At 69.0% G+C, this 22,200-nt stretch carries 16 protein-coding genes; 10 read left to right on the forward strand and 6 right to left on the reverse strand.

What is annotated here, in order from left to right:
• Positions 1–29: 29 nt before the first annotated feature.
• A complete protein-coding gene (locus tag H7J86_RS11425) occupies positions 30–2,636 on the reverse strand; it encodes a LuxR C-terminal-related transcriptional regulator (protein ID WP_267292867.1) in 2,607 nt (868 codons plus the stop codon).
• 196 nt (positions 2,637–2,832) lie between these two features.
• Here H7J86_RS11425 and H7J86_RS11430 point away from each other — a divergent pair, with 196 nt between their 5' ends.
• The 3 genes from H7J86_RS11430 (at position 2,833) to H7J86_RS11440 (ending at position 5,482) form a co-directional block, all read left to right on the forward strand.
• Positions 2,833–3,084: a hypothetical protein gene (locus H7J86_RS11430; protein ID WP_267292869.1), complete on the forward strand. Its 252-nt coding sequence runs from the start codon at positions 2,833–2,835 to the stop codon at positions 3,082–3,084.
• 184 nt (positions 3,085–3,268) lie between these two features.
• On the forward strand, positions 3,269–4,099 hold the full coding sequence (locus tag H7J86_RS11435; protein ID WP_267291020.1) for an Abi-alpha family protein: 831 nt from the start codon (positions 3,269–3,271) through the stop codon (positions 4,097–4,099).
• Between the two features lie 66 nt (positions 4,100–4,165).
• Positions 4,166–5,482, forward strand: a complete 1,317-nt coding sequence (locus tag H7J86_RS11440) for a DUF445 domain-containing protein (RefSeq protein ID WP_090358638.1) — start codon at positions 4,166–4,168, stop codon at positions 5,480–5,482.
• On the opposite strand, the gene H7J86_RS11445 is transcribed toward H7J86_RS11440, so the two are convergent.
• Entirely contained in the window at positions 5,466–6,287 is an 822-nt protein-coding gene (locus H7J86_RS11445) for a hypothetical protein (RefSeq protein WP_267291022.1), read from the reverse strand. The two genes, H7J86_RS11440 and H7J86_RS11445, sit on opposite strands and share 17 nt — an antisense overlap.
• Positions 6,288–6,378: 91 nt before the next feature.
• On the opposite strand from H7J86_RS11445, the gene H7J86_RS11450 reads away from it, so the two are divergent.
• The 4 genes from H7J86_RS11450 to H7J86_RS11465 are packed head-to-tail and all read left to right on the forward strand — an operon-like array spanning position 6,379 to position 8,963.
• Complete coding sequence (locus tag H7J86_RS11450; RefSeq protein ID WP_187098081.1) at positions 6,379–6,939, forward strand: hypothetical protein; 561 nt, start codon at positions 6,379–6,381, stop codon at positions 6,937–6,939.
• A 15-nt stretch (positions 6,940–6,954) separates the two neighbouring features.
• Positions 6,955–7,578: a TIGR03085 family metal-binding protein gene (locus H7J86_RS11455; protein ID WP_090358632.1), complete on the forward strand. Its 624-nt coding sequence runs from the start codon at positions 6,955–6,957 to the stop codon at positions 7,576–7,578.
• A gap of 10 nt (positions 7,579–7,588) precedes the next feature.
• Positions 7,589–8,527: an LLM class F420-dependent oxidoreductase gene (locus H7J86_RS11460; RefSeq protein ID WP_090358630.1), complete on the forward strand. Its 939-nt coding sequence runs from the start codon at positions 7,589–7,591 to the stop codon at positions 8,525–8,527.
• Between the two features lie 40 nt (positions 8,528–8,567).
• Positions 8,568–8,963: a hypothetical protein gene (locus H7J86_RS11465; protein ID WP_139169989.1), complete on the forward strand. Its 396-nt coding sequence runs from the start codon at positions 8,568–8,570 to the stop codon at positions 8,961–8,963.
• Between the two features lie 12 nt (positions 8,964–8,975).
• On the opposite strand, the gene H7J86_RS11470 is transcribed toward H7J86_RS11465, so the two are convergent.
• The 4 genes from H7J86_RS11470 to H7J86_RS11485 form a co-directional block, all read right to left on the reverse strand.
• The gene (locus H7J86_RS11470; RefSeq protein WP_090358626.1) at positions 8,976–10,490 is read right to left on the reverse strand and encodes a dynamin family protein; all 1,515 of its coding nucleotides are present in this window, start codon (positions 10,488–10,490) and stop codon (positions 8,976–8,978) included.
• Between the two features lie 22 nt (positions 10,491–10,512).
• Complete coding sequence (locus tag H7J86_RS11475; RefSeq protein WP_187098080.1) at positions 10,513–12,360, reverse strand: dynamin family protein; 1,848 nt, start codon at positions 12,358–12,360, stop codon at positions 10,513–10,515.
• A gap of 78 nt (positions 12,361–12,438) precedes the next feature.
• Positions 12,439–13,527, reverse strand: a complete 1,089-nt coding sequence (locus H7J86_RS11480; RefSeq protein ID WP_267291024.1) for an IniB N-terminal domain-containing protein — start codon at positions 13,525–13,527, stop codon at positions 12,439–12,441.
• A gap of 259 nt (positions 13,528–13,786) precedes the next feature.
• A complete protein-coding gene (locus H7J86_RS11485; protein WP_267291026.1) occupies positions 13,787–14,314 on the reverse strand; it encodes an Rv0340 family IniB-related protein in 528 nt (175 codons plus the stop codon).
• Between the two features lie 196 nt (positions 14,315–14,510).
• Between H7J86_RS11485 and H7J86_RS11490 the strand changes: the two genes are divergently transcribed.
• From H7J86_RS11490 to H7J86_RS11500, 3 genes are all read left to right on the forward strand, one after another.
• A complete protein-coding gene (locus H7J86_RS11490; RefSeq protein WP_267291028.1) occupies positions 14,511–16,349 on the forward strand; it encodes an Hsp70 family protein in 1,839 nt (612 codons plus the stop codon).
• Between the two features lie 9 nt (positions 16,350–16,358).
• Positions 16,359–18,866, forward strand: coding sequence for an isoniazid response ATPase/transcriptional regulator IniR (iniR, locus tag H7J86_RS11495; RefSeq protein ID WP_372517257.1), 2,508 nt, complete (start codon positions 16,359–16,361; stop codon positions 18,864–18,866).
• 304 nt (positions 18,867–19,170) lie between these two features.
• Positions 19,171–22,179: a heterodisulfide reductase-related iron-sulfur binding cluster gene (locus tag H7J86_RS11500; RefSeq protein ID WP_267292875.1), complete on the forward strand. Its 3,009-nt coding sequence runs from the start codon at positions 19,171–19,173 to the stop codon at positions 22,177–22,179.
• Positions 22,180–22,200: the final 21 nt, after the last annotated feature.

The following is a 22,200-nucleotide window of genomic DNA, read 5'->3' on the forward strand; positions in this document are numbered from 1 at the left end:
CTGCAATCTGGCCGCCGCACGGCCGGCTGCTACTTAGCGCCGGGAAACAGCGCCGCCAGCTCTTCTCGGCTGGAGGTGCCCGTCTTCGCCATCGCCCGGTAGACATGGCTCTCGACGGTGCGCACCGCTACCGTCAGCCGCTTGGCGATGGCCCGGTTGGACAGCCCGTGGGCGACCAGCATGACGATTTCGCGTTCCCGGTCGGTCAACGGCAGCCGTTCGGCGGCCGCGCGTAGTGCGGGCGTGTCGGCACCTCCGCACGTGGCGGCCAGCGATTCCGCCCGGCTCGCGGCGGTCAGCGCCGACCCGCGCAGTTCCCGGCGGCGATACTCGACACTGGCAAGGGCCGTCGCGTCCACGGCGGCGACGAGGTCACCGATCTGCTCGAATTCTTCGCCCACCGCGGCGAGTTCACCGGCGTCACCGTCGCGCAGCGCCGCGGCGAACCGGGCGGCGACGCGCGCCCGGTTCCCACCGATCTGCTCGGCGAGTTCACGCAGTCGGGCCGCTCCCGAGCAGTCCCCGAACTGGGCCGCGGTCTGCAGGCACATCACCTCGGCTCCGAATTGCCCTCTGGTAGAGGCACGTTCAGCGGCGGAGAGCAGGATGGCGACGGCTTCACCGAGCGTGCCCGCGCTTGCGCTCACCCAGGCGTGGGCCAGGCTGCGCTCGTGGTCCAGCGAGCGGAACGGGCGCGGCAGATCATCGAATTCGGCAAGCACATCGGCCGCTTCACGGGCACGGCCCTGGATGGCCAGCGCCATGGCATGCGGGAAGTGGTAGCGGAAACCCCATCCGATCGCATGACCGGATGCCGACAGAGCCGAGGCCGCGTCCTCCAACAACATCCGGGCGGTGTCGAGCCGGCCGGCGCCGAGGGCAGCGCGTCCCACCACGGCGGCCCCCAGTAGATGCGCCGCCCCCGGCAGATCCGCAGCCTGGGCGCGCACCCGCTCGGCCACGTCGAGGGCCTCGCCCACCCGCCCGGCCAGCAGCAGCGCGGAGACATGCGCGTCGGCGATGTTGAACCGCATCTGCGGAGCATCGAAAGAGCGGGCCGCGATGGTGTACCCGGCATCGGCGATCGCCACCGCTTCCTCGGTGCGGCCGGCGTCGGCGTATATCGCCGCCAGCGCCCACGCCACCTCGGCGTCGGCGACAGCCGGAAGGTTGTCCAACGCGAGACCCTCGGCCGCTTCGATCGCCTGCTCCGGCCGGTCCATGGCGAACCAGTAGACCGTGCGAAACGCCTGGATATAGCCGGTTGTCCGGGGCGCAAGACGGTCCGACGCGCTGTCGATGAGCTCCCTGGCTCGGGCCGGATCGCTGAGCACCCACAGCATGTTGCTGGCCCGCAGGAACGCGAATCTGGCCCGTTCCTCATCGCTCAGTTCAGCGACGTCGATGTCCGCGAGGACCGCCTCGGCCGCGTCACCCCGACTCAGCCAGGAGAGCGCATGGGCGCGAACGAAGTTGGCCTCCCACCCCGCCCCGGCTCTGATCGCCGCCTCGGCGAGCCGATCGGCGAGGGGCAGATCCGCCAGCCACACCGCACCGTGTGCGGCCCGGACCAGGAGCGCCGCGTCGGGCGCCACGTCGGAGTCCAGGGTCAAGGTGGCGCGGCGCACCACTACCCGGACGTCGTCACGTTCGGCCGATCCGGCCAATTCGCCTGCCACCAAGCCGCGCAGCCGCCGCAATCGGGTGGCCGCCGCACGGGCGCGGCGCACCTCGCCGTACAGCGGATGCGCGACCCTCGCCTCCACCGCACCGTCGATGTTCTCCAGCCTGATCAGCCCGCGGGCATCGGCCTCTTCGACCGCGCCGGCGCCGGTGATTCGGGTGAGCGCCGCCAGTTCGATCGGCTCCCCGACCGCCAGCACGTCCAGCACATCGCTCACCGGCGCCGGCAGATCGCCCATCCGGGATTCGATCAGTTCGACCAGGCTCGGAGCCACGACCGGGTCGCCCGTCCAGCGCCATTGGCCGTGCCGGTTCGCCAGCCGCCCGTCGGCCAGCTCGCGCTCGACAAGAGTGTGCAGATACAGCGCGTTGCCCTTCGTCAGTGCCCATAGTCGCTGCGCCGCATCGGGATCCACCGGCCCGGCCAGGGTCGCCGACAACAGTGCGGCCACCTCGTCGGGGGTCAGCGGCGCCAGGTCGATGCGATCGAACTCAGCGCCGTGCCAGATCTCCCGCACGGCAGTGGGAATCGGCTCACCGTCGCGCACGGTGAGGACCACCTTCGCCGCCTCCCGCTGAACGATCTGCTGCACGACGAACGTCGACAGATCGTCCAACAGCGGCGCGTCGTCCACGCCGATGACCACCGGAGTGCCGGGCTGCGCCGCCGTGAGCGCCTCGATCACCCCGTGGACCAACCGGATCGGATCGGTCACCCCCGCCTGCGCCCATGCGGTGAAGGCGCCCAGCGGGACTATTCGTGCCGACGAAGTGGCCACCGCCCAGCACGTGCGGGCTCCCCGCGCTGCCGAAGCCGACAGGGCCTCCCGGACGATCCTGCTCTTGCCCACGCCCGCTTCGCCGCACACCACAACCCCGGGAACACCCGGGGCCAGGATGGCCGCCTCGATCACGCTCATCTCGGCAGCCCGGCCGGTCAGCGGCCAGGACATGCGCACCACCGAAGCGTAAGAGAGCGGTCCCCGCCGTGTGGCCGGAAAGTACCGGGCGCGATCGCGACGCCCGAGCCAGTGCCACCCGGCGAACGGCGGCAGGAAAGGCTCACCAGGCGACACCACCCGGGATCCGCGCCCTGACCGATGCCGGTACGCCATGTTCGTCTTAAGGTTTCAGACCATGCAGACGACCGTGAAGCGCGCGGCCCGGAGATTGTCCACGGCCGCCGCCGTAGCTTTCCTACCCCTCGCGTTCACCGCCGCGGTGAACCCGGCCATCGGTTACGCCGACTGCGAGGGCGGGCAGTGGTGGGACCCCGTGGCCAACACCTGTCAGGCGCCGCTGGTGCCCAACTGTGAGAACGGTTGGTGGGATCCGGTGGCCAGCACCTGCCGCCCCGCGGTCGCCACCGTGCCGCTGGCGTGCGATGACGGCTGGTGGTGAGATCCGGTGGGCAACGTGTGCCGCCCACCGCTGCTGCCGCCGCAATAGGCAGCCGCAGTAGGCAGCTGCAATTAGGCAAAGGCCCACCCGGCCCGTCCCGCCGCTCCACCGGGTACCGTGCCCGTAATCACCAACCGTCGGTCGCGTTCGACCACGGCTGATCTCGGCGCACCTGGGGAGTTCGATGGCGCAAGACATTTCGAAGCACGTACCGGACGTCGACCCCGACGTCGGCGCGGATATCACCGTGGACCAGCCACAGAACCGGGACGGCCACGAGCGTCGGGCCTTCAAGCTGGCCACCCCCGTCGGCGATCTCGCGGTGATCATCCGCACCCCCCGCAGGCGCCCGCTGGTCCCGAAGCGATTCGACCCGTTCGGTATCGCCGACCGTGCCCTGGACGCCGCCAAGGTGGGGTTCAAACTCGCCACTTGGGGTGAGGAGCAGCTGGCCACGATGGTGAAGAACAGGCTGGAGCAACTCGATTCCGCGCCCCGCACCCCGCCGTCGGCCGACCCGGATGCGCCGGAGTCCCTGAACACCAAGATGGGCAAACTGCTCGACCGGGCGTTGGATCAGAGCACCGCCGGCAGCCAGGTGGAACTGTTCCACCGATTGCTGGATCAGCTGGTGGCCGACGAGGCGCGCATCGTCGGCGCGTTGTCCGACGGCTCGGCCTCACCGCTGGTGCACGTCTACTCCCGGTCCCGCAACACCGGCCAGCCGGCGCTGGAGAACGCCTGCTTGATCGGCCGCACGGCCAATGTGGCTTTGCCGAATATGGTCCCGCAATACGTCGGTCATCTGCTATCACTTGGTCTGGTTGAGATCGGCCCGGAGGATCCGGCCAAGAAGGCCGACTACGAGATACTCATGGCCGAGCCCATGGTGTTGCGGGCCATCAAGGGCGCGTCCCGCGGACCACTCACCGCGCGGGTGGAAAAGCAGACCCTGGGCCTGTCCGGTCTGGGTCGCGGATTGTGGGAGGCAGCAATGCAACAGGACGGTCCGTGACGTTGCAGCGAGAAGCCCAGGGCGGATCGCGGAGATGAGCACCAGCGAGCAGCTTGCGGATCGCGCATGAGCAGCGAGACGATTCTCGCAATCCAGACCTGGCAGCAGATCAAGGCCGACTTCAGCGTCAACTGGCTGATCTATCTGTCCATGCCGTTCGTGGCCGCCTTCGTCGGCTGGAGCACGAAGATCGTCGCGCTGGAGATGCTGTACCGGCCGCTCGAGTTCAAGGGCATCGGCCCTTTCGGCTGGCAGGGCATCGTGCCGCGCCGCGCCGGCAAGGTCGGCTCCAAGACCATCGAGCTGCTCACCCAGAATCTGCTCAAACCCGAGGAGATGCTGGAGAAGGTCGACGCCGCCGAGGCCGTCGAGGCACTGCGGGAACCGCTGATCCGGGCCGCCGACGAGATCTCCCGGGATATCGCCGAACAGATCCGGCCAGGGTTGTGGGACTCCCTGCCCGAGGCGGGTCGCAAAGCGATCCAGTCCCGCATCAACACCACGATCCCGCAGGTCATCGAGAACATGCTCAACGAGATGCGCGCCGACCTGCCGCGCTATATCGATGTGCAGTACCTGGCCATCACGACCCTGGTGAAGAACAAGGACAAACTCAACAAGCTGATGCGTGGGCTCGGCGACGATGCCATGGCATTCGTGCGGCGCAGCGGCATCTACTTCGGGCTCGTCATCGGTCTGGTGCAGATGGTGGCCTGGGCGTTGTTCCAGAACCCCTGGATCATGCCCGCGTTCGGCTTCGGCGTCGGGTTCATCAGCGACTACATCGCGCTCAACATGCTGTTCCGGCCGGTCAAGCCGACCAAGATCCTGGGCTTCATCCCGTTCCAGGGGCTGCTGCACGCCCAACGCGAGACCGTCACCGCGGATTACGCCCGGATCCTGTCCGAGGATCTGTTCTCCCCCGAGATCCTCTTCGACGGGGTTCTGCGCGGCCCGGGTTCGGACAAAGTGTTCTCGTTGATCGCCAAGGAGGTCGACGCGGCCATCGATGCCCAGACCGGGATCGCCACCCCGCTGGTGAAGTTCGCGGTGGGCACCGAACGGTACAACGCTCTGAAGAACACGCTGGTGGAGATGGTGCTGCAGCGGCTCCCCGACACCCTGCAATATGCCCAGGACTACGCCGTCGGCGCCATGGACCTGGAAGGCACCATCATCGACAAGATGGGCCAGCTCTCCAACGAGGAGTACGAGTCCATCCTGCGCCCGGTGTTCAAGGACGACGAGCCGACGATGATCGCCGTCGGCGCTGTCCTGGGTGGTGTCGTCGGCGAGATCCAGGTGCAGCTGATCGAGAACTTCGGCAACGAGCCGCCGCACACCGCGCTGTCCGAGCTGACCCGGGTCATCCTGAGGCAGTGATCCGGTCAGCGGCCGCCGAACGGGGTGCCGCCGGCCGGCGCATGAGCGCCCCGCACGCCAGGGCGGCCAGCACCAGCGCCAGACAACCCGCATCGAGGACCGCACCGAGCACCCAGCCGGCCACCGCGGTACCGAGCAGGAACGGCGGCACCCATTCGACCAGCCGAACCCTCGACGGAACCTCGGGGTGGCCGTGCGCCCTGGCCCGTGCGTAGTCCGGATAGAAATCGTTGAACGCCACCGCGAACAGCAGCGCCGCCAGCTGCAGGACCCAGCCGGTCCAGAAGTTGTCCGTGTCGTGCACCGCCGCGTCGCCGATGAAACCGACCGTCGCGGCAAACCCGAACGCACCGGCCCACACACCGGTGACCACCAGGTGGACCCGCACGAAAAGTGATGTGCCCCAACGCTCGGGGCGCACTTTGTGCCGCGCATAGACCATCGTGTAGGGCCGCCGCAGGACCAGCGTGACCGTCGCGTACAGCGCCAGCAGCGCGTTGGTGATGTCACCGGACCACAATTCCAGCCATGCCTTCGTGGCGCTCGAGGCGTGCAGCCCGATGATCGCCAGCACCACGAAGTAGGACACCCCGAGAAACTCGATGGCGTGCACGGGGATCCCGCGTTGCCAGCACATCGTCAGGACCAGTGCGGACACCGCCAACGCGCCGGACACGGCCACCTCGAACCGGCCCGGCCCGGCCAGCATCGCCATCCACACCCACGGCGCGAGGCCGGAGAACGGCGAGTCCAGAAACTGGACCCACAGGCGGGCACCGTGTCTGGCGCCTTTCATCCCGAGCATTTCGCCGACCCTAGGTCGGCATGCTGTGAAGTTACCCAGATGCGACCAAACGTTCCCGAAGCAGCGACCCTCCAGCCGGTAGCCTCGACGTGTGACGGGCAGGGGGATACGAGCAGCGGTGTGCGCGGCCGCGATCGTGGTCACCCTGGGCGGTTGTTCTGACCTGATCCACGGGAAACCCACCGGATCGCCCGACAACAACGGTGTCGAGCCGACGGTGCAGACCCCGCGCCCCAGTCGTAGCACGGCAGTACCGTCGAGCCCGCCCGGTCCGTCACCCACCGCTCCGACGGCCACCGCCGCACCTCCCGGCTCCGACACCCTCGCCCCGCAGAACGGGTACGTCTTCATCGAGACGAAGTCCGGGTTGACCCGCTGCCAGATCTCCACGTCCGAGGTGGGCTGCGAATCCCAGTTCCAGAACGCCCCCGTGGTGGACGGCGCCCCGGCCAACGGCGTGCGGCTCACCGCCGACGGCCAGGTCCAGTGGATCCTCGGCAATCTCGGCGATATCCCGACCGTCCCCCTGGACTACAAGACGTATCGGGCGTTGGGCTGGACCATTGCCGCGTCCGCGGACGGGACGCGGTTCACCAACGATGGCACCGGACACGGCATGGTGGTACGCACCGAGGGCGTGCAGACCTTCTAGACGGGAGACGAACAGATGTCGGTGGCACGACGCGAACGCGCGGCGCTGGTCGCGACGATGCGCGGGACCGGGCCCGACGCCCCCACCCTGTGTGAGGGCTGGACCACCCGTGACCTGGCCGCGCACCTGGTCGTACGGGAACGCCGGATCGATGCCGCGCCCGGCATCCTGATACCCGCCTTGGCCGGCTACACGGCCAAGGTGCAGGAGCAGGTGACCGCCGCCAACGACTGGGCCGAACTGATCGACAAGGTCGCCTCCGGCCCGCCGGCCTATTCCCCGTTCGCCGTCCTGGACCCCTTGGTGAACGTCGCCGAGATGTTCATCCACCACGAGGATGTCCGTCGCGCTGGAACAGATTGGGAGCCAAGGGTTCTCGATGACGAGACGGTGAAGGCCCTGACTCGCCAAGTTGCTCAGTTCGCGCGGATGACGCTGTCGAAATCACCGGCAAGGGTCAGTCTCGCCACCCCGGACGGCAAGGTGCTGGCCACCGCCGGCAAGGGCGCCCCGGTGACGGTCACCGGCGAACCGGGCGAGCTGCTGCTGTTCGCCGCGGGCCGCGAACCCGCACAGGTGACGTTGCGTGGCGACGACGACGCGGTCGCCGCGCTGCGGGCGGCCCGTCGCGGGCTCTAGTGTTGTTGACATGGGAACAACCGACTTCCGCGTCTTCGTCGAACCGCAACAGGGTGCCACCTACGGTGACCAGCTCGCCGTGGCGCAGGCCGCCGAGAAGTTGGCGTTCTCCGCGTTTTTTCGATCGGACCATTACCTGGCCATGAGCGGTGACGGCCTGCCCGGCCCCACCGATTCATGGGTGACTCTCGGCGGGATCGCCCGCGAGACCTCGACCATCCGACTGGGCACCATGGTGACCTCGGCCACCTTCCGCCATCCCGGCCCGCTGGCCATCGCCGTTGCCCAGGTCGACGAGATGAGCGGTGGCCGAGTCGAATTGGGGATCGGCGCGGGCTGGTTCGAGGAGGAGCACCAGGCCTACGCCATCCCGTTCCCGGCGCTGGGCGAGCGGTTCGACCGGCTCACCGAACAACTGGAGATCCTCACCGGGCTGTGGGGTACGCCCGCCGGCGAGACCTTCGACTTCACCGGCACGCACTACGCCGTCAAGAATTCGCCCGGGCTGCCCAAGCCCGTACAGGCACCGCTGCCGATCATCATCGGCGGCAAGGGACCCAAACGTACCCCGGCACTGACCGCCCGGTTCGCCACGGAGTTCAACATTCCGTTCGACTCCCTCGAGGCGACCTCGGCCCAGTTCGAGCGGGTGGCCGCGGCCGTCGACGCGGCCGGCCGCGCACCCGAGTCGGTGACGTACTCCGCGGCGTTCGTGCTGTGCGCGGGTCGCGACGAGGCCGAGCTGACCCGCCGCGCCGCCGCCATCGGGCGCGAACTGGACGAGATGCGCGGAAACTCCCCGACGGTCGGCACCCCGGCGGAGATCGTGGACAAGCTGGGTGCTTTCACCGCGGCCGGTGTGCAACGCGTTTACCTGCAGGTTCTGGATATGTCAGATCTCGATCACCTGGAGTTCTTCGCATCCGAGGTCATCGGCCAACTCGGTTGACCCAGCAGGATGCCGCACCGCGTGATTACTATCGGTGCCCGTGACGGACGAGCGTAAGTGGCATGAACGCACGTCCACGCTGACCGCCGCCAGCCTCGCCGCGTTGGCCGCCATCGCGCTGATCGTCTGGGGGGCGTTGTTCGTGTCCCGCCAGTTCAACCAGCCCGAACAGGCTCCGACGGAATTCGTCACCCCCAGCTTCTCCGACACTTCGGGACGGTCGAGTTCGGCTGCCACGACCACCACCGAGACGATCACCAGCACCAGCCCGCCGGCCACCACCGATATCAACGACCCGGACGCCACCACGTCATCGACGACGTCCTCGACCACCACGACGACGACCCGCCGCACGACGAGCCAGTCCCGCGACGACGAGGCCACCACGACCCGCCGCCGGCCTCGCTTGAACGAGACCAGGACGCTGTCCCCGTAGCGGCGCGCAAACTCATCGGCCCTGCGCGTGATACTCGGCGACCAACCCCTCGGCGCTGCGCACCGCCGCCCGGCACGCCCTGGTGGTGAACGGATCGTTGAGCGGATGGTCGGCGCGGCGGCGCCAGCGTTGCGCCGCCGCGAACGCCGCCCGCGGGCCGTCGTAGGGATCGGCCGATCCCAGCCCCAGCCGGCTGGCCGCGTCCGTGCCGGACCCGCCGATCAACCGGCGCAGCGACGCCATCTCGTCGTCGTTCAACGTGGTTGGCCGGGAACGCAATTGACTCAACAGCCGGAGTTCCTCGAACGCGTGCGCATCGGCCAGCAGCGGGTCGATGTCAGCCAGGATCTGCCTGCTGGCGTAGATCGGGTGGACCTGGACGAACCGCCGCAGGGCCAGCAGTGCGGTATGCGCCTTGAGCAGATCGGAGCGCTGCGCGAACTGCTGGTCGATGACATCGCGCAGGGCGATCAGCCCGCTGCGTTCCAGCAGTTCGTCGGCCAGCGCCACCGAGTCGCTGATCCCGGCGCGCAGCACCGCGATCGAGATCCGGATCCCGAACATCCCGAACCGGTCGAGCAGGGCGGCCCGGGTCGCGGCGTCCACCGGCAGCGAGCTGTCTTCCCGGACGAACCGGTCCACGCTGAGCATTGCCTTGGTCAGCTCGGCCGGTTCGACGGCCGCCAGCTTCTCCAGCGCGACGAACTCGCTCTGCCGCAGGGTGCGTGCCGTGAGCGCCAGCAGCCCGGACACCGGGACGACCGCCTGGCAGATCCCGGTCTTCTCCATCTCGGCGGTGAACCGGGTCGCCACATCCCGGGCCGACAGCATGGCATCGATGCGGCCGGCGCCGATCTCGTCGGCCCTTGACGCCACCCCGATCACCCCCAACGCACTGGACGCGCCCGCCTCACCGCCGACCAGTTCACCGATCTGGGTGAGCAGCCCGATATCGGCGGCGTTGAGGGTGCGCAGCAGGAACACCACCGCGTCCACCCGCGGCACACCGTCTTCGGGAATCAGCAGCCGCAACGTCCGGGCGGACACATCGCGCGACAGCGACGAGGTGCCGGGGGTGTCGATGATGGTGGTGTCGATGAGTTCGGCGGCCGGCCACTGCACGTCCAGGTCCTCGATGTCACCTTCGTCCAGGCCGTCGAAGCTGAACGTCAGACTTCGCCGATCCGGGCGGTCGCCCGGAACCCGCACGATCGGCACGTTCGAGCGCCGGCCGCCGCGGTGGTTGGCGGTGACTTTCGGGGTGGGACCGTGCCGGAACCGGGTGACCAGGCGGGTCGCCTCGGTGGCGTCGGTCGGGGCGATGTCCTCCCCCACCAAGGCGTTGACCAGGGTCGATTTACCCGCCTTGAGGGTGCCGGCCAGGGCGATGCGCATCGGCTCGTTGAGCCGGTTGCCGATCCGCAGCAGTTCGTTGTGCACGTCGGGCCGGTCCCGGTATGCCGGATCGGCCTGATACGCGCGGATGGTGCCGCCCAGAATCGCGCGCACATTGTCACTGGTGCTCATACGGGCGACCAGTTTAAGCGGGTCAACCTGCCACGGACAGTTTGTCCGCGTTGTCGATGACCTGCCGCAGGATGTTGAGCTCGCGCTCCAGCTCGTTGATGCGGGTGTTGCGCTCGTTCTCTTCCAGCTTGGCCGATGTCAGGGTGGCCTGCAGTGACTCGTTGAGCGAGCGCGACGCCTGGTTGGCGATACCCCGGTAGTGGTCGCGCAGCTGACGCTGGATGGCGCGCAGCCGATCTCGAGACTCTTTGTTGACCACGAACGACACGTCGTCGATGAACCGGCGCATGCTGGTCTTGGCTTCGTTGCGGACCCGCGACATCCGGTTCTCCATATCCTCCTTGTAGGCCTTGCGCCCCAACAGAAGTCCCGCACCCAGCGACAACGGGTTGAACATGCCCAGGCCCGCGAACGAGGTCAGCATGCCGAACATCAACACACCGCCGTAGGACCCGCGCATCCCGGTGACCACCTTGTGGCCGGCTTTGATCGGTTTGGCGTCCAACCGCGCAAGTGCCTTGAACTCGCCCAGACTGGCGCCCATCTCACGCGCGCTGACGTGCGGCGCCTCGATGACATCCAGGCCCGCCTCGATGAAGGTCCGGGCCACCTCGGCGGCCAGCGCCTCGGCCCGCTGGAAGGCCCAGACGAAGTTGTCGCCCACGGCGGTGGCGATGGCGTTCTCCAGTTCGGCGCCGATCTCGGCCCAGTGCTGGGTGGGGTCACAGCCGTCGATCACGCCTTCGGTGTGGGCGGTGATGTGCCGGAACCTGTTCCGCAGATCGTGATCGATATCGGCGGTCAGGTCGGCGATCCCGTCGTTGAGCACCTGCTGCCACAACGCGGTCTGGGCCAGCGCGTCCTGAGCTTCCTGCTTGCGCCGTTCGAGGTCGGCGGTGAGCTTCTCGCGGGTGTCGGGATCGTTGAGCGCTGACAGTTCGGCTTCGGCCACGAGTGCGAGATGATCTGCCGCGGCGCGAATCTCGTCGATCACGTGATCGCGGACGCGATCGGTCTCACGGGACAACACCTTGTCGCCGAGGAAGGTGACCAGTGCCGGGAAGTTGGACTCCTCGTTGAGGTCCTTGTCGTTGAGCGTGATGGCGTGGCTGCGCAGCACCGAGCTCACCGGAGTGATCGGCGTGCTGAGGCCGGCGCGCTGCAGATGGGCGGCGTTCGCCGCGACGATCTCCCGCCAGTGCGGGTACAGGTCGATCTTGGTGGCCAGAATTGTTGTCAACGGGCATATTTCGACGGCCTGCCGGATGAAGGTCAGTTCGGGCTCGGTGAATTCCTGGCTGGTGTCGCTCACCATCAGTAGCGCATCCGCCTCGGGTAGCAGTCCCAGGGTGGCCGACAGGTGCGGTTGGCCGTGGCCGCCGACGCCGGGGGTGTCGATGAAGGTCAGACCGTTCTTGAGCATCGGGCTGGGCACCCCGACCTCGACACGCAACACCTCACGGCCCTGCGCCGCCGGGGCCTGGCGCAGATCGTTGCGCAGCTCCGACATATCGATATCGACGAATTCCGGTTCGCCGTCGGGCCCGGCGACCGCCAGCCGGGCCGACGCGGTCTCGGCGTAGTGCACCACGGTGGCCAGCACCGTGCTCTCGTCATCGCCGACCCGCGCCACCGGCATGTTCAGCAGTGAGTTGAGCAGCTGGCTCTTGCCCTGCTTGAGCTGGCCGGCGATGACCACCCGGATCTGTGGGTCGGTGATCCTGTCCTTGGCGATGCCGAGGCGCTCCACCAGGTCGGCGCGGTCGTGCGCGCCGGCGATCCGGGAGCTGTGGTCGATGAGTTCGACGATCACGTCGACAGGCCTGGCCGGCCTGCCGGCCGCGACCTTGTGATCCTGCGGTGCTGTCATCTCGTCCTCTCCAGACCATCAAACTCCCATGCGCGCCGATTGGCGGGGACCTTGTGGTCCCCGCCAATCGGGTGTCGATCAGAACGCGTGGAAATCGGTGTGCGGCTCGATGTTCGTGGTGTTGTGCAGGTCGGTATCGGCGTAGGTGTTGATACCGCCGGCCTGGTGCACCGACTCGTCGGTCACCGTGGTGTGCACGGAGCTGTCCTCGTGGACCGAGCTGTCGGCGTGCACCGAGCTGTCGATCGTCGAGTGTCCGCTGACCGAGGTGGTGGTCGTCGTGTGGCTCGAGGTGTCCACCACACTGGTGTTCCCGCTGCCCAGGTCGTGTCCGACCGTGGTCTGGCTGCCGCCGACGGAGGTGGTGTTGGTCGAGCCGTGGCTGTCGTTGATGACGATGCTGCCACCGCTGCCGCCGCTACCGCCGCTACCGCCGCTGGCGTGCCCGCCGCCCAGGATGCCGCCGCCGGCGCTGGCGCCGCCACCGTTGCCGCCGCTGGTGTCGACGTCCTTGATGACGGGCCCGCTGTTGTGCGAGATGACGTCGCCGCCGGCGGTCTGCGAGCTGTCGTGGACCTGGTTGCCGGCCCCGACGATCACCGGCGAGTGGCTTCCGGTCAGCACGTCGTGGACGTTGGTGTTGCCGTCGCCGACGGTGTTGTCGTGGCCGGTGGTGACGGTGCCGTTGTTCTCGCCGTCGACCACCACACCGCCGTTGGTGGCGGTGGTCGTCGTGGTGGTCTTGCTGCCGAACAGGGTGATGTCACCGAAGCCGAGGTTGAACGCGCCCTGCTGGGCGTTGGCGCCGGCGTCCTGGTTCGGGCTGAGCACCGGCACGTTGTTGTGGCTGGCGAAATCGGTGCTGTTGTGGCTGGCGAAGTCGGTCTGTGGCGCGAACGTCGGCTGCGAGGTGTAGGAGGTCTGCGGCGAGAACGGGGAGGCGAAGTTGTGGTAGCTGGACACCGCGTTCTGCAGCCCGTACACGGGGTCGCCGTTGCCGAGTGCGACGCCGGCCGGTGCCACGCTGGCGGCGACCGAGGCGAGCTGGGCGGCGCTGACGTTCGGCAGGCCCGCGTCCCGCATCGCCTGGTCGGGGTCGGCGACGAAGGCGGCCGCGATGTCGGGGCTGCGGAACAGGTCGAGGATGTAGTCGATGATCGTGGTCATGGGAGTGCCTTTCTGAGTGACTTTCTGGGTGGCGCTTCGGTAGGTGCTTCTGGTCTGTTTCCGGGTGGTCCGGCGAACTGAAGACAACGTTATGGGTGGCGAGCGACGACGGAAACGGGGTCGAAACCCCTGCCTTCACAACCCCCATCGGGGGTATAGGGGGTATGCCCATTAGGGGGTTAGGGGATGACGGGGGACAACCGCTCCCGGACACAAAAAAGCCCGCTCCCTTGCAGGTGAGCGGGCATTTCTGGGCAGGTCAGCCGAAGATGTCGAAACCACCGTCATCGACCGGCAGGTGGTGATCACTGTCGGTGGTCTGGTTCCAGTGGGTGTCCAGGCCGGTGTCGACGACCGGCACGTCGTCGATCGGGTGCGGATCCACAGCAAAGGTCGGGACGTCGGCGGAGTAGTCATCGACCACGGTGGGCACGCTGCGCTCGAAGGCATCCGGCAGCGAGTTCACCGCCGTGTGCAGATCGTCGGTGACCACCACGGGCACGTGATCGCTCACGCCACCGAAGTCACCGAAGGAGTCGAAGGCTGCCGTCGCGGCTCCACTGGTCCAGACGCTGCCGCCGGGGTCGAACCCCAGGTCGGCGCCGCCGGTCGACACAGGCGAGGACAGCGACTCGCTGACCACCGGGATCAGGTGGTTGACATCGGCGGTGGTGACATCGGTCAGGTGCGCGTCCGCGATGGCCTGATTCGGATCCGCGGCGTAGCGCGCGGCCGCGTCGGGATCCCGCACCAGCGACATGACGAAGTCCAGCAGTTCATTGGCCATCGTGCCACCGTCCTTTCTGTGAGTTCCCTCGATGTTATCGGTGCACGTCGAGGCGCAAATCGGTGTCGAACCCACCGCGACGACGCCCGGGTTAGGGGATGCCCCATTAGGGGTTTCGACACGTTAGGGGGATTGACGCGTACCGGTCTCGGCTACCACTAAGGTGAGGGCGTCACGGCTGTCGACAGGAGATCACATGGGCGACTCGCTCGGGTTGTCGATAGGGACAACCAATCTGGTGGCGGCCCGCGAAGGCCGGCCGCCGGTCGTGCGGCGCGCGGTGCTGACCCTGTTCAACGACCGCCCAGCCGAGGTCGGGCTGCCCTCAGAAAATACCGGGGTAAACAGCGGACTGAACCAGCCGGGTCTGGTGCTGGGCGGGTTCGTGGACCGCGTGGGCGATCCCATCCCCCTGGTGGCCTCCGACGGTTCGTCACACCCTGGCGACCAGGTGCTCGCCGAGGCGCTGGACGCGATGGCCCATACCGTCGGCGGTGGCCAGCCCATCACCATCGCCGTGCCCGCGCACTGGAGCCCGGCCGCGGTATCCGCCCTGCAGATCGCCCTGCGCGCCAAGCCCGGCCTGTCGTCGGCGACCCTGGTGCCGGATTCGCTCGCGGCCCTGGCCGGCCTGCGCAGCGGCCCCGGTCTGCCCGCCCAGGGTGTTGTCGCCCTGATCGATCTCGGCGGCAGCGGCACCAGCATCACGCTGGCCGACGCGGGCGGGAATCTGGCGCCCATCGGCGCCACCCAGCGCTATCCGGACTTCTCCGGGGATCAGATCGACCAAGCGCTCCTGAACCACGTCCTTGCCGGCATCGCCGAGGCCAACAACACCGACCCGGGCAGCACCGCGGCGGTCGGTTCGCTCGGCAGGCTGCGCGATGAGTGCCGCCGGGCCAAGGAGCGGCTGTCCGCCGAGACCACCGCGGTGGTGCGGGCCGAGTTACCCGGCTACACCTCCGATATCCGGGTCACCCGCGCCGAGCTGGATCAGGTGATCGAAGCCCCGCTGGCCGGCCTGCTCGGTGCCATCGACGAAGTCTTACAGCACAACAGAATTCCCGTCTCCAGCGTGTCGGCCATCGCCACTGTCGGTGGGGGCGCGGCGATCCCGCTGGTGACGCAGCGGCTGTCCGAGCGGTTGCAGGCGCCGGTGATCACCACCCCCTACGCCCAGGTCAACACGGCCGTGGGCGCGGCCCTGGTGGCCGGTCTGGCCTCCGAGGCCGCGGCCGCGACGGGTTTGGCGCCGGCGGCAAGCCCGGATGCCGCGCCGACCGGCCTGGCCCCGACCATGGGGTGGGCCGGAGCCGGAGCCGCGGCGCCGCCGACTGCGGCCGCCCCGGGTTTGGCGTGGTCGGAGGACAACCCGCTTCCGACCGGTGAACCCCTGCCCTACGAGGGCCCGGATTACGACACCGGGTTCAGCAGCGCCCGTCCCGAGGTGGCCTTCACCCCGCAGGAGGAGGAACTCCAGGGCGAGGCGGCACCCCTGCCCTGGTACAAGCGGCCGCCGCTGCTGTTCGGCGCGGCTGCCGCGGCGGTACTGCTGGCCGGCGGTGGCCTCGCGGTCACCCTGACCGGCACCAGCGGTCCCGGCGGGACGGTGATCGAGACGGCGACGAGTTTCTCCACCCAGCCCGGTGAGAGCACCGCAGCCCCGCTGACGACGGAGACGGTGACGGTCACCGGTTCCGACGGCATCGTCACCACCTCCGAGGTACCTCCGCCGCCCCCGGTGAGCACCACCACCACGACGACGACGACACCGTCGACCACCAGCTCGACCACGACCACCACCACGACGACGACAACCACCACGACCACGACCACCACCACCACGACCACCCCGCCCACCACGACGACCACCACCACCCAGCCCCCGACCACCACCACGACGAAACCGCCGACCACCTCGGCCGCGCCGCCGACGACGACCAAGGCGCCCGAGCCCGTCACCACGACGGCCGCCGCGGCGGCCACCGTCACCCAGGCGCCGCAGACGACGGTCGTCGTGTCCGGTAACGAATAGCGCGCGCCCGTGGGCCTGGGCGAGCGCAGCGACGGGGGCCGGCCGGGTGACCCGCTCGCCACCCTGATCGACGCACCGACCGAACCGGCCAAGGTCCTGGTGTCCGGGGGTATCGGCACCGGCAAGACCACGCGGATCAACGCCGTACGCACCGCGCTGCGCGGAGCCGGCCGGGCGGTGTCCTCGTCGGTACCCGCCGGATCCGAAATCGGCAGTGCCGCAATCGTCATCGACGATGCCCAGCTGCTCGACGACGCAGACCTGGCCCGGCTCACCGCGCTGGTCGCCCGGCCCGAGCTCACCGTGGTGGTCGCCGCCGAACCGCTGGCACACCGTCCCGCCCTGGGCGGCCTGTTCACCGCCCTGGCCCGGGAGAACCCGGTGCTCACCCTCGGTGCCCTGGCGCCCACCGAATTTACCGGTGTCCCATACGAATTGGTGCGCACCGTGCAGGCGGCCACCTCCGGCCTGCCGTTTCTGGTGGGCCGGGCGGCGCGGGCCATCCCGGAGGCCATCGGTGCGCCCGACGGGGAATCCGCGGTCACGGTCATCGGCACCGCTACCCGGGTCGCGCTCGTGGAGCGACTGCACCGCCTCGACCGGGCGGTGCTGGACACCCTGTTGCTCTGCTCCCTGAGCCCCGGACTGGGCGCCGACGATATCGCCGCCGCGCTGCGGGTCGACGCCGACAGCGCACAGGATCTGATGGACCGCGCGCGGGCCACCGGGCTCCTCGACGCCGCCCACCGCCGGCCGTTCCTGGGCATCCTGCACCGTGCGGTCGCCGAGATCCTCGGGGCTGCCCGGCATCACGACACCGAACTCGCCCTGCTCCGATCGCAAACCGAAATCGGCTTGCTCTCCACAGATCTCGCACTCAGGATGGCCGAGCACGGAATGCGGGACGCCCTGCTCGCCGACACGCTGATCACCCTGGCCACGGCGAACCGTGCCCAGCCCGCACGCGCGGCCCGGCTGTACCGGGCAGCCGCCGACGCCGGTGCGGGACCGGGCGCGCACAGCGCCGGATTGGCCGACGCCCTGGCGATGACGGGTGACTGTGCGACGGCGGCCCGGTTGGCCGACGGGCTGCTCGGTTCGGCAGATCCGGCCGAACGCGCGGCCGCGGTCCGGATCGCCGCCAGTGTCGCCGTCCACGACGGCGCCGCGGGGCAGGCCGCCGATCTGTTCGCCTGGCTGGGGCCCTATCCTGACGCCTTCGTCGGATCGGCCGCGGCGATCGTGGCCATCGGGGTCGGCAACGCCGAGGCGGCCCGAGCCGCGCTCGCCGTGCCGGATTCCGGGCCGCCCACCTCGACTGCGCGCGCGGCACGCAACCTGGCCGACGGTCTGCTGCAGACCCTGGATCAGCCGTTCGCCGCCGCGATCGGGCGGTTGAGCCAGTCGATCACGGCCGAACGCACCGACACCGGCGTCGGCCCGGACAGTCCCGCCGCGCTCGTCACCCTGGCCGCCCTGCACGGAGGTGACGCGGTGCGGGCCCGCAGCATCATCGGACGAGCCGTCGGTGCCGACGCGTCCGACGATCACGGCTTCACCGGGCCCCGACACCGACTGCTGCTGGGCTGGGTGCGCATGCTGGACGGTCAGCTGAGTGCGGCGAGCGCGGATGCCGCGTCGGTGCCGTCGTCGCTGCATCGTCGCGACGCGCTGTGGTCGGCGGCACTGCGCACGGCGATCGCCCGCCGCGGAGGTGACGGCGGGGCGACGCAGAAGTACTGGTACGCCGCCGTGGACGTGCTGGCCGAATACTCCCTCGACATCTATTGCGCGCTGCCACTCGGGGAACTCTGGGTGGCGGCGGCCCGACTGCGCCAGGTCGACCGGGTCCAGCACCATATCGACGAGGCGTTCGCCCTGTTGAGCGCGCTCGGCGACCCGGTGCTCTGGTCGGTGCCACTGCATTGGGCCGGCGTGCACGCCGGGATCCTGGCCAACTCCCCCGACGCCGTCGCCCCGCACGGTCAGGCACTGGCCGCCGCGGCCGGGCAGAGTCCGTTCGCCCGCAGCCTGGCCACCGCGGGCCGCACCTGGTTACGCGTGCTGGCCCACCAGGTCGATCCCGAGGAGGTGGCCGTCGCGGCGCGCGGGTTGACCCGGTTCGGCCTGACCTGGGATGCCACCCGACTCGCGAGCCAGGCCGCACTGCACACCCCGGACGGGAAGGTGTCCGGTGCCATGCTGGCGCTGGCCCGCGATCTCAAATCCGATATCCAGAATGCCGAGACGGCCGACCGGGACGTGCCCAGTGCACCGGCCCGCGCCGCCGCCGAACCGGCCACCTCGACGCCGACCTGGGCCCGGTTGTCCGACCGGGAACGTGAGGTCGCCGAGCTGGTGCTGCAGGGGATGCCCTACCGCGATATCGGCAATCAGCTGCTGATCTCCGCCAAGACCGTCGAACACCACGTCGCCCGCATCCGCCGCCGGCTGGGCGCCGAATCGCGGTCGGAAATGCTGTCCATGTTGCGGGCGCTGGTGGGCACGCCGGCCTGAGACGCGACTGTGGTGACCACCACATCTGGCGTTTGCCGGATACGGACCGCAATGCCGTTACACAGCCATCGGCCAGTGTCACCAAGACTTTTCCGGTACCGGCGGACCCAGGTCGCCGGGTCCCGTCGCGGGGCTCCGCCGGGTGACAAAGAGTGAGTTAGGTCAGCCTTGCTAGCGGCGCTTCCCGGCCGGATGCAACTATGAGCAGGCATCTAGCCTAAGTTACTGGCGAGTAACACACCTTAAGTTACCAATGAGTAACTTAAATTACGGGAGGCCCGCGGTGGAAGACAGCCTGGAGCACATGCTCACGACGGGGCGGTTGATCCTTGGTTTGTTGATGACCGCGATCGTCTTGGTGTTCGCCGCCAGGCGCGTGCTGTGGCTGACGAAGCTGATCAACTCGGGCCAGAAGGTCGGCGACGAGCGCGGCCGCAAGGACCATCTGGTCCGGCGCTTCCTCAACCAGAACAAGGAAGTCTTCGCCCAGTCGAAGCTGCTGAAGTGGTCGATCCCCGGTATCGCGCACTTCTTCACGATGTGGGGCTTCTTCGTCCTCGGCTCGGTGTACGTCGAGGCCTACGGCGTCCTGTTCGACCCCGAATTCCACATCCCGATCGTCGGCCGCTGGGCGGTCCTGGGCTTCCTGCAGGACTTCTTCGCCCTCGCCGTGCTGGCCGGCATCATCGTCTTCGCCATCATCCGGGTCACCCGCGAACCCAAGAAGCTCGGTCGCGAGTCCCGCTTCTACGGCTCGCACACCGGTGGTGCGTGGGAGATCCTCTTCATGATCTTCCTGGTCATCCTGACCTACGCCATCTTCCGCGGCGCCGCGGTCAACGTGCTCGGCGAGGACTTCCCGTACCAGTTCGGCGCGTTCTTCTCCGACGGCATGGCCGCCCTGCTGGCCCCGCTGGGCCACACCGCGAACGCCTGGATCGAGACCATCGCACTGATGGGCCATATCGGCGTCATGCTGGTGTTCCTGCTGATCGTGCTGCACTCCAAGCACCTGCACATCGGCCTGGCCCCGATCAACGTCACCTTCAAGCGCCTGCCCGATGGTCTGGGTCCGCTGCTGCCCATGGAGCACAAGGGCGAGTTGATCGACTTCGATGATCCCGCCGAGGACGCCGTCTTCGGTCGCGGCAAGATCGAGGACTTCACCTGGAAGGGCTACCTCGACTTCACCACCTGTACCGAGTGCGGCCGCTGCCAGTCCCAGTGCCCGGCGTGGAACACCGGTAAGCCGCTGTCGCCCAAGCTCGTGATCATGAACCTGCGCGACCACATGTTCGCCAAGGCGCCCTACCTGATCGAGGGCAAGCCGTTCCCCGAAGAAGGCTCCGTCGACTTCGCGGCGCTGGAGCACCATCACGAGAACGGGCACCACGTCCCGGAATCGGGCTACGAGCGCATCGAGGGCCACGGCCCCGAGCAGGCGCTGCGCCCCCTGGTCGGCACCCTGGAACAGGGCGGCGTCATCGACCCCGACGTGCTGTGGTCCTGCACCAACTGCGGTGCCTGCGTCGAGCAGTGCCCGGTCGATATCGAGCACATCGACCACATCGTCGATATGCGCCGCTACCAGGTGATGGTCGAGTCGGAGTTCCCCGGTGAGCTCGGCGTGCTGTTCAAGAACCTGGAGAACAAGGGCAACCCCTGGGGCCAGAACGCCAAGGACCGCACCAACTGGATCGACGAGGTCGACTTCGACGTCCCCGTCTACGGCCAGGACGTGGACTCCTTCGAGGGCTTCGAGTACCTGTTCTGGGTCGGCTGCGCCGGCGCCTACGAGGACCGCGCGAAGAAGACCACCAAGGCCGTCGCCGAACTGCTCGCCACCGCGGGCGTCAAGTACCTGGTGCTCGGCACCGGCGAGACCTGCACCGGCGACTCGGCGCGGCGCGCCGGTAACGAGTTCCTGTTCCAGCAACTCGCGGCGCAGAACGTCGAGACCATCAACGAGCTGTTCGAGGGTGTCGAGACGGCCAAGCGCAAGGTCGTGGTGACCTGCCCGCACTGCTACAACACGATCAACCGCGAGTACCCGCAGCTCGGTTCCGACTACACCGTCGTGCACCACACCCAGCTGCTCAACCGCCTGGTCCGGGACAAGAAGCTGATCCCGGTGACCTCCGTCGACCAAGAGGTCACCTACCACGACCCGTGCTTCCTGGGTCGGCACAACAAGGAGTACGAGGCACCGCGTGAGCTGGTCGGTGCCGCCGGCGCGAAGCTCACCGAGATGCCCCGGCACGCCGATCGCGGCCTGTGCTGTGGTGCCGGTGGCGCCCGGATGTGGATGGAAGAGCACATCGGCAAGCGCGTCAACACCGAGCGCACCGAGGAAGCCATCGACACCGGCGCCTCGGCGATCGCCACCGGTTGCCCGTTCTGCCGCGTGATGATGACCGACGGTGTCGACGATGTCGCCGCGTCCCGGGACATCGAAAAGGTCGAGGTGCTCGACGTCGCTCAGCTGCTGCTGAACTCGTTGGACACCAGCATCTACACGCTGCCCGAGAAGGGCACGGCCGCCGCGGCGTCCGCCGCCCGCGCCGAAGCACGAGCCGAGGCCGAGGCCAAGGCGCAAGCCACCGCCGCGGCTGCTGCTCCCGCGGTGGAACAGGCCGTGCCAGAAGCCGCCACCGCTTCGACCGCTGCCGCCGACGTCAAGCCGGTCACCGGGCTGGGTATGGCCGGTGGGGCCAAGCGACCCGGCGCGAAGAAGGCCGCTCCCGCTGCGGCTGCCGCGGCGCCCGCTGCCGAGGCGGCACCCGCCGCACCGGTCAAGGGTCTGGGGATCGCCGGTGGGGCCAAGCGACCCGGCGCCAAGAAGGCCGCTCCCGCTGCTGCCGCCCCGTCCGCCGAGGCGCCCGCTGCCGAGGCCGCAGCTCCCGCCGCCCCGGTCAAGGGTCTGGGTATCGCCGGTGGGGCCAAGCGACCCGGCGCCAAGAAGGCGGCGCCTGCGGCGGCGGCTCCGGCCGCACCTGCGGCGGCACCTGAGCCCGTGGCCGAAGCTCCCGCGGCTCCCGCGGAGCCGGCAAAGCCGGAGCCCCCGGTGGTCGGTCTCGGTCTCGCTGCCGGCGCCCGCCGTCCCGGCGCCAAGAAGGCGGCCCCGGCCGCCGCCCAGGCTGCGCCCGCTCCGGCGGCCGAGCCTGCGGCGGTCGAGCCCGAGCCAGTCGCCGAAGCCCCCGCGGCCCCGTCGTCGAACGGTGCGACCGGCAACGACGACCGCGTGGTGGGCGACGAGGCCCCGGTGAAGGGCCTCGGCATCGCCAAGGGCGCACGCCGCCCCGGCAAGCGCTAAATCTCAGCGATTTGTGCACGT

Source organism: Mycobacterium hackensackense (assembly GCF_025822555.1).
Classification (GTDB): Bacteria; Actinomycetota; Actinomycetes; order Mycobacteriales; family Mycobacteriaceae; genus Mycobacterium; species Mycobacterium fluoranthenivorans.

Excerpts from the sequence above, each read along its gene's own strand:
- H7J86_RS11425 (WP_267292867.1), bottom strand. The coding sequence starts at position 2,636 with ATGTCCTGGCCGCTGACCGGCCGGGCTGCCGAGATGAGCGTGATCGAG.
- H7J86_RS11435 (WP_267291020.1), top strand. The coding sequence starts at position 3,269 with ATGGCGCAAGACATTTCGAAGCACGTACCGGACGTCGACCCCGACGTC.
- H7J86_RS11440 (WP_090358638.1), top strand. The coding sequence starts at position 4,166 with ATGAGCAGCGAGACGATTCTCGCAATCCAGACCTGGCAGCAGATCAAG.
- H7J86_RS11445 (WP_267291022.1), bottom strand. The coding sequence starts at position 6,287 with ATGCTCGGGATGAAAGGCGCCAGACACGGTGCCCGCCTGTGGGTCCAG.
- H7J86_RS11455 (WP_090358632.1), top strand. The coding sequence starts at position 6,955 with ATGTCGGTGGCACGACGCGAACGCGCGGCGCTGGTCGCGACGATGCGC.
- H7J86_RS11460 (WP_090358630.1), top strand. The coding sequence starts at position 7,589 with ATGGGAACAACCGACTTCCGCGTCTTCGTCGAACCGCAACAGGGTGCC.
- H7J86_RS11470 (WP_090358626.1), bottom strand. The coding sequence starts at position 10,490 with ATGAGCACCAGTGACAATGTGCGCGCGATTCTGGGCGGCACCATCCGC.
- H7J86_RS11475 (WP_187098080.1), bottom strand. The coding sequence starts at position 12,360 with ATGACAGCACCGCAGGATCACAAGGTCGCGGCCGGCAGGCCGGCCAGG.
- H7J86_RS11480 (WP_267291024.1), bottom strand. The coding sequence starts at position 13,527 with ATGACCACGATCATCGACTACATCCTCGACCTGTTCCGCAGCCCCGAC.
- H7J86_RS11485 (WP_267291026.1), bottom strand. The coding sequence starts at position 14,314 with ATGGCCAATGAACTGCTGGACTTCGTCATGTCGCTGGTGCGGGATCCC.
- H7J86_RS11490 (WP_267291028.1), top strand. The coding sequence starts at position 14,511 with ATGGGCGACTCGCTCGGGTTGTCGATAGGGACAACCAATCTGGTGGCG.
- H7J86_RS11500 (WP_267292875.1), top strand. The coding sequence starts at position 19,171 with ATGCTCACGACGGGGCGGTTGATCCTTGGTTTGTTGATGACCGCGATC.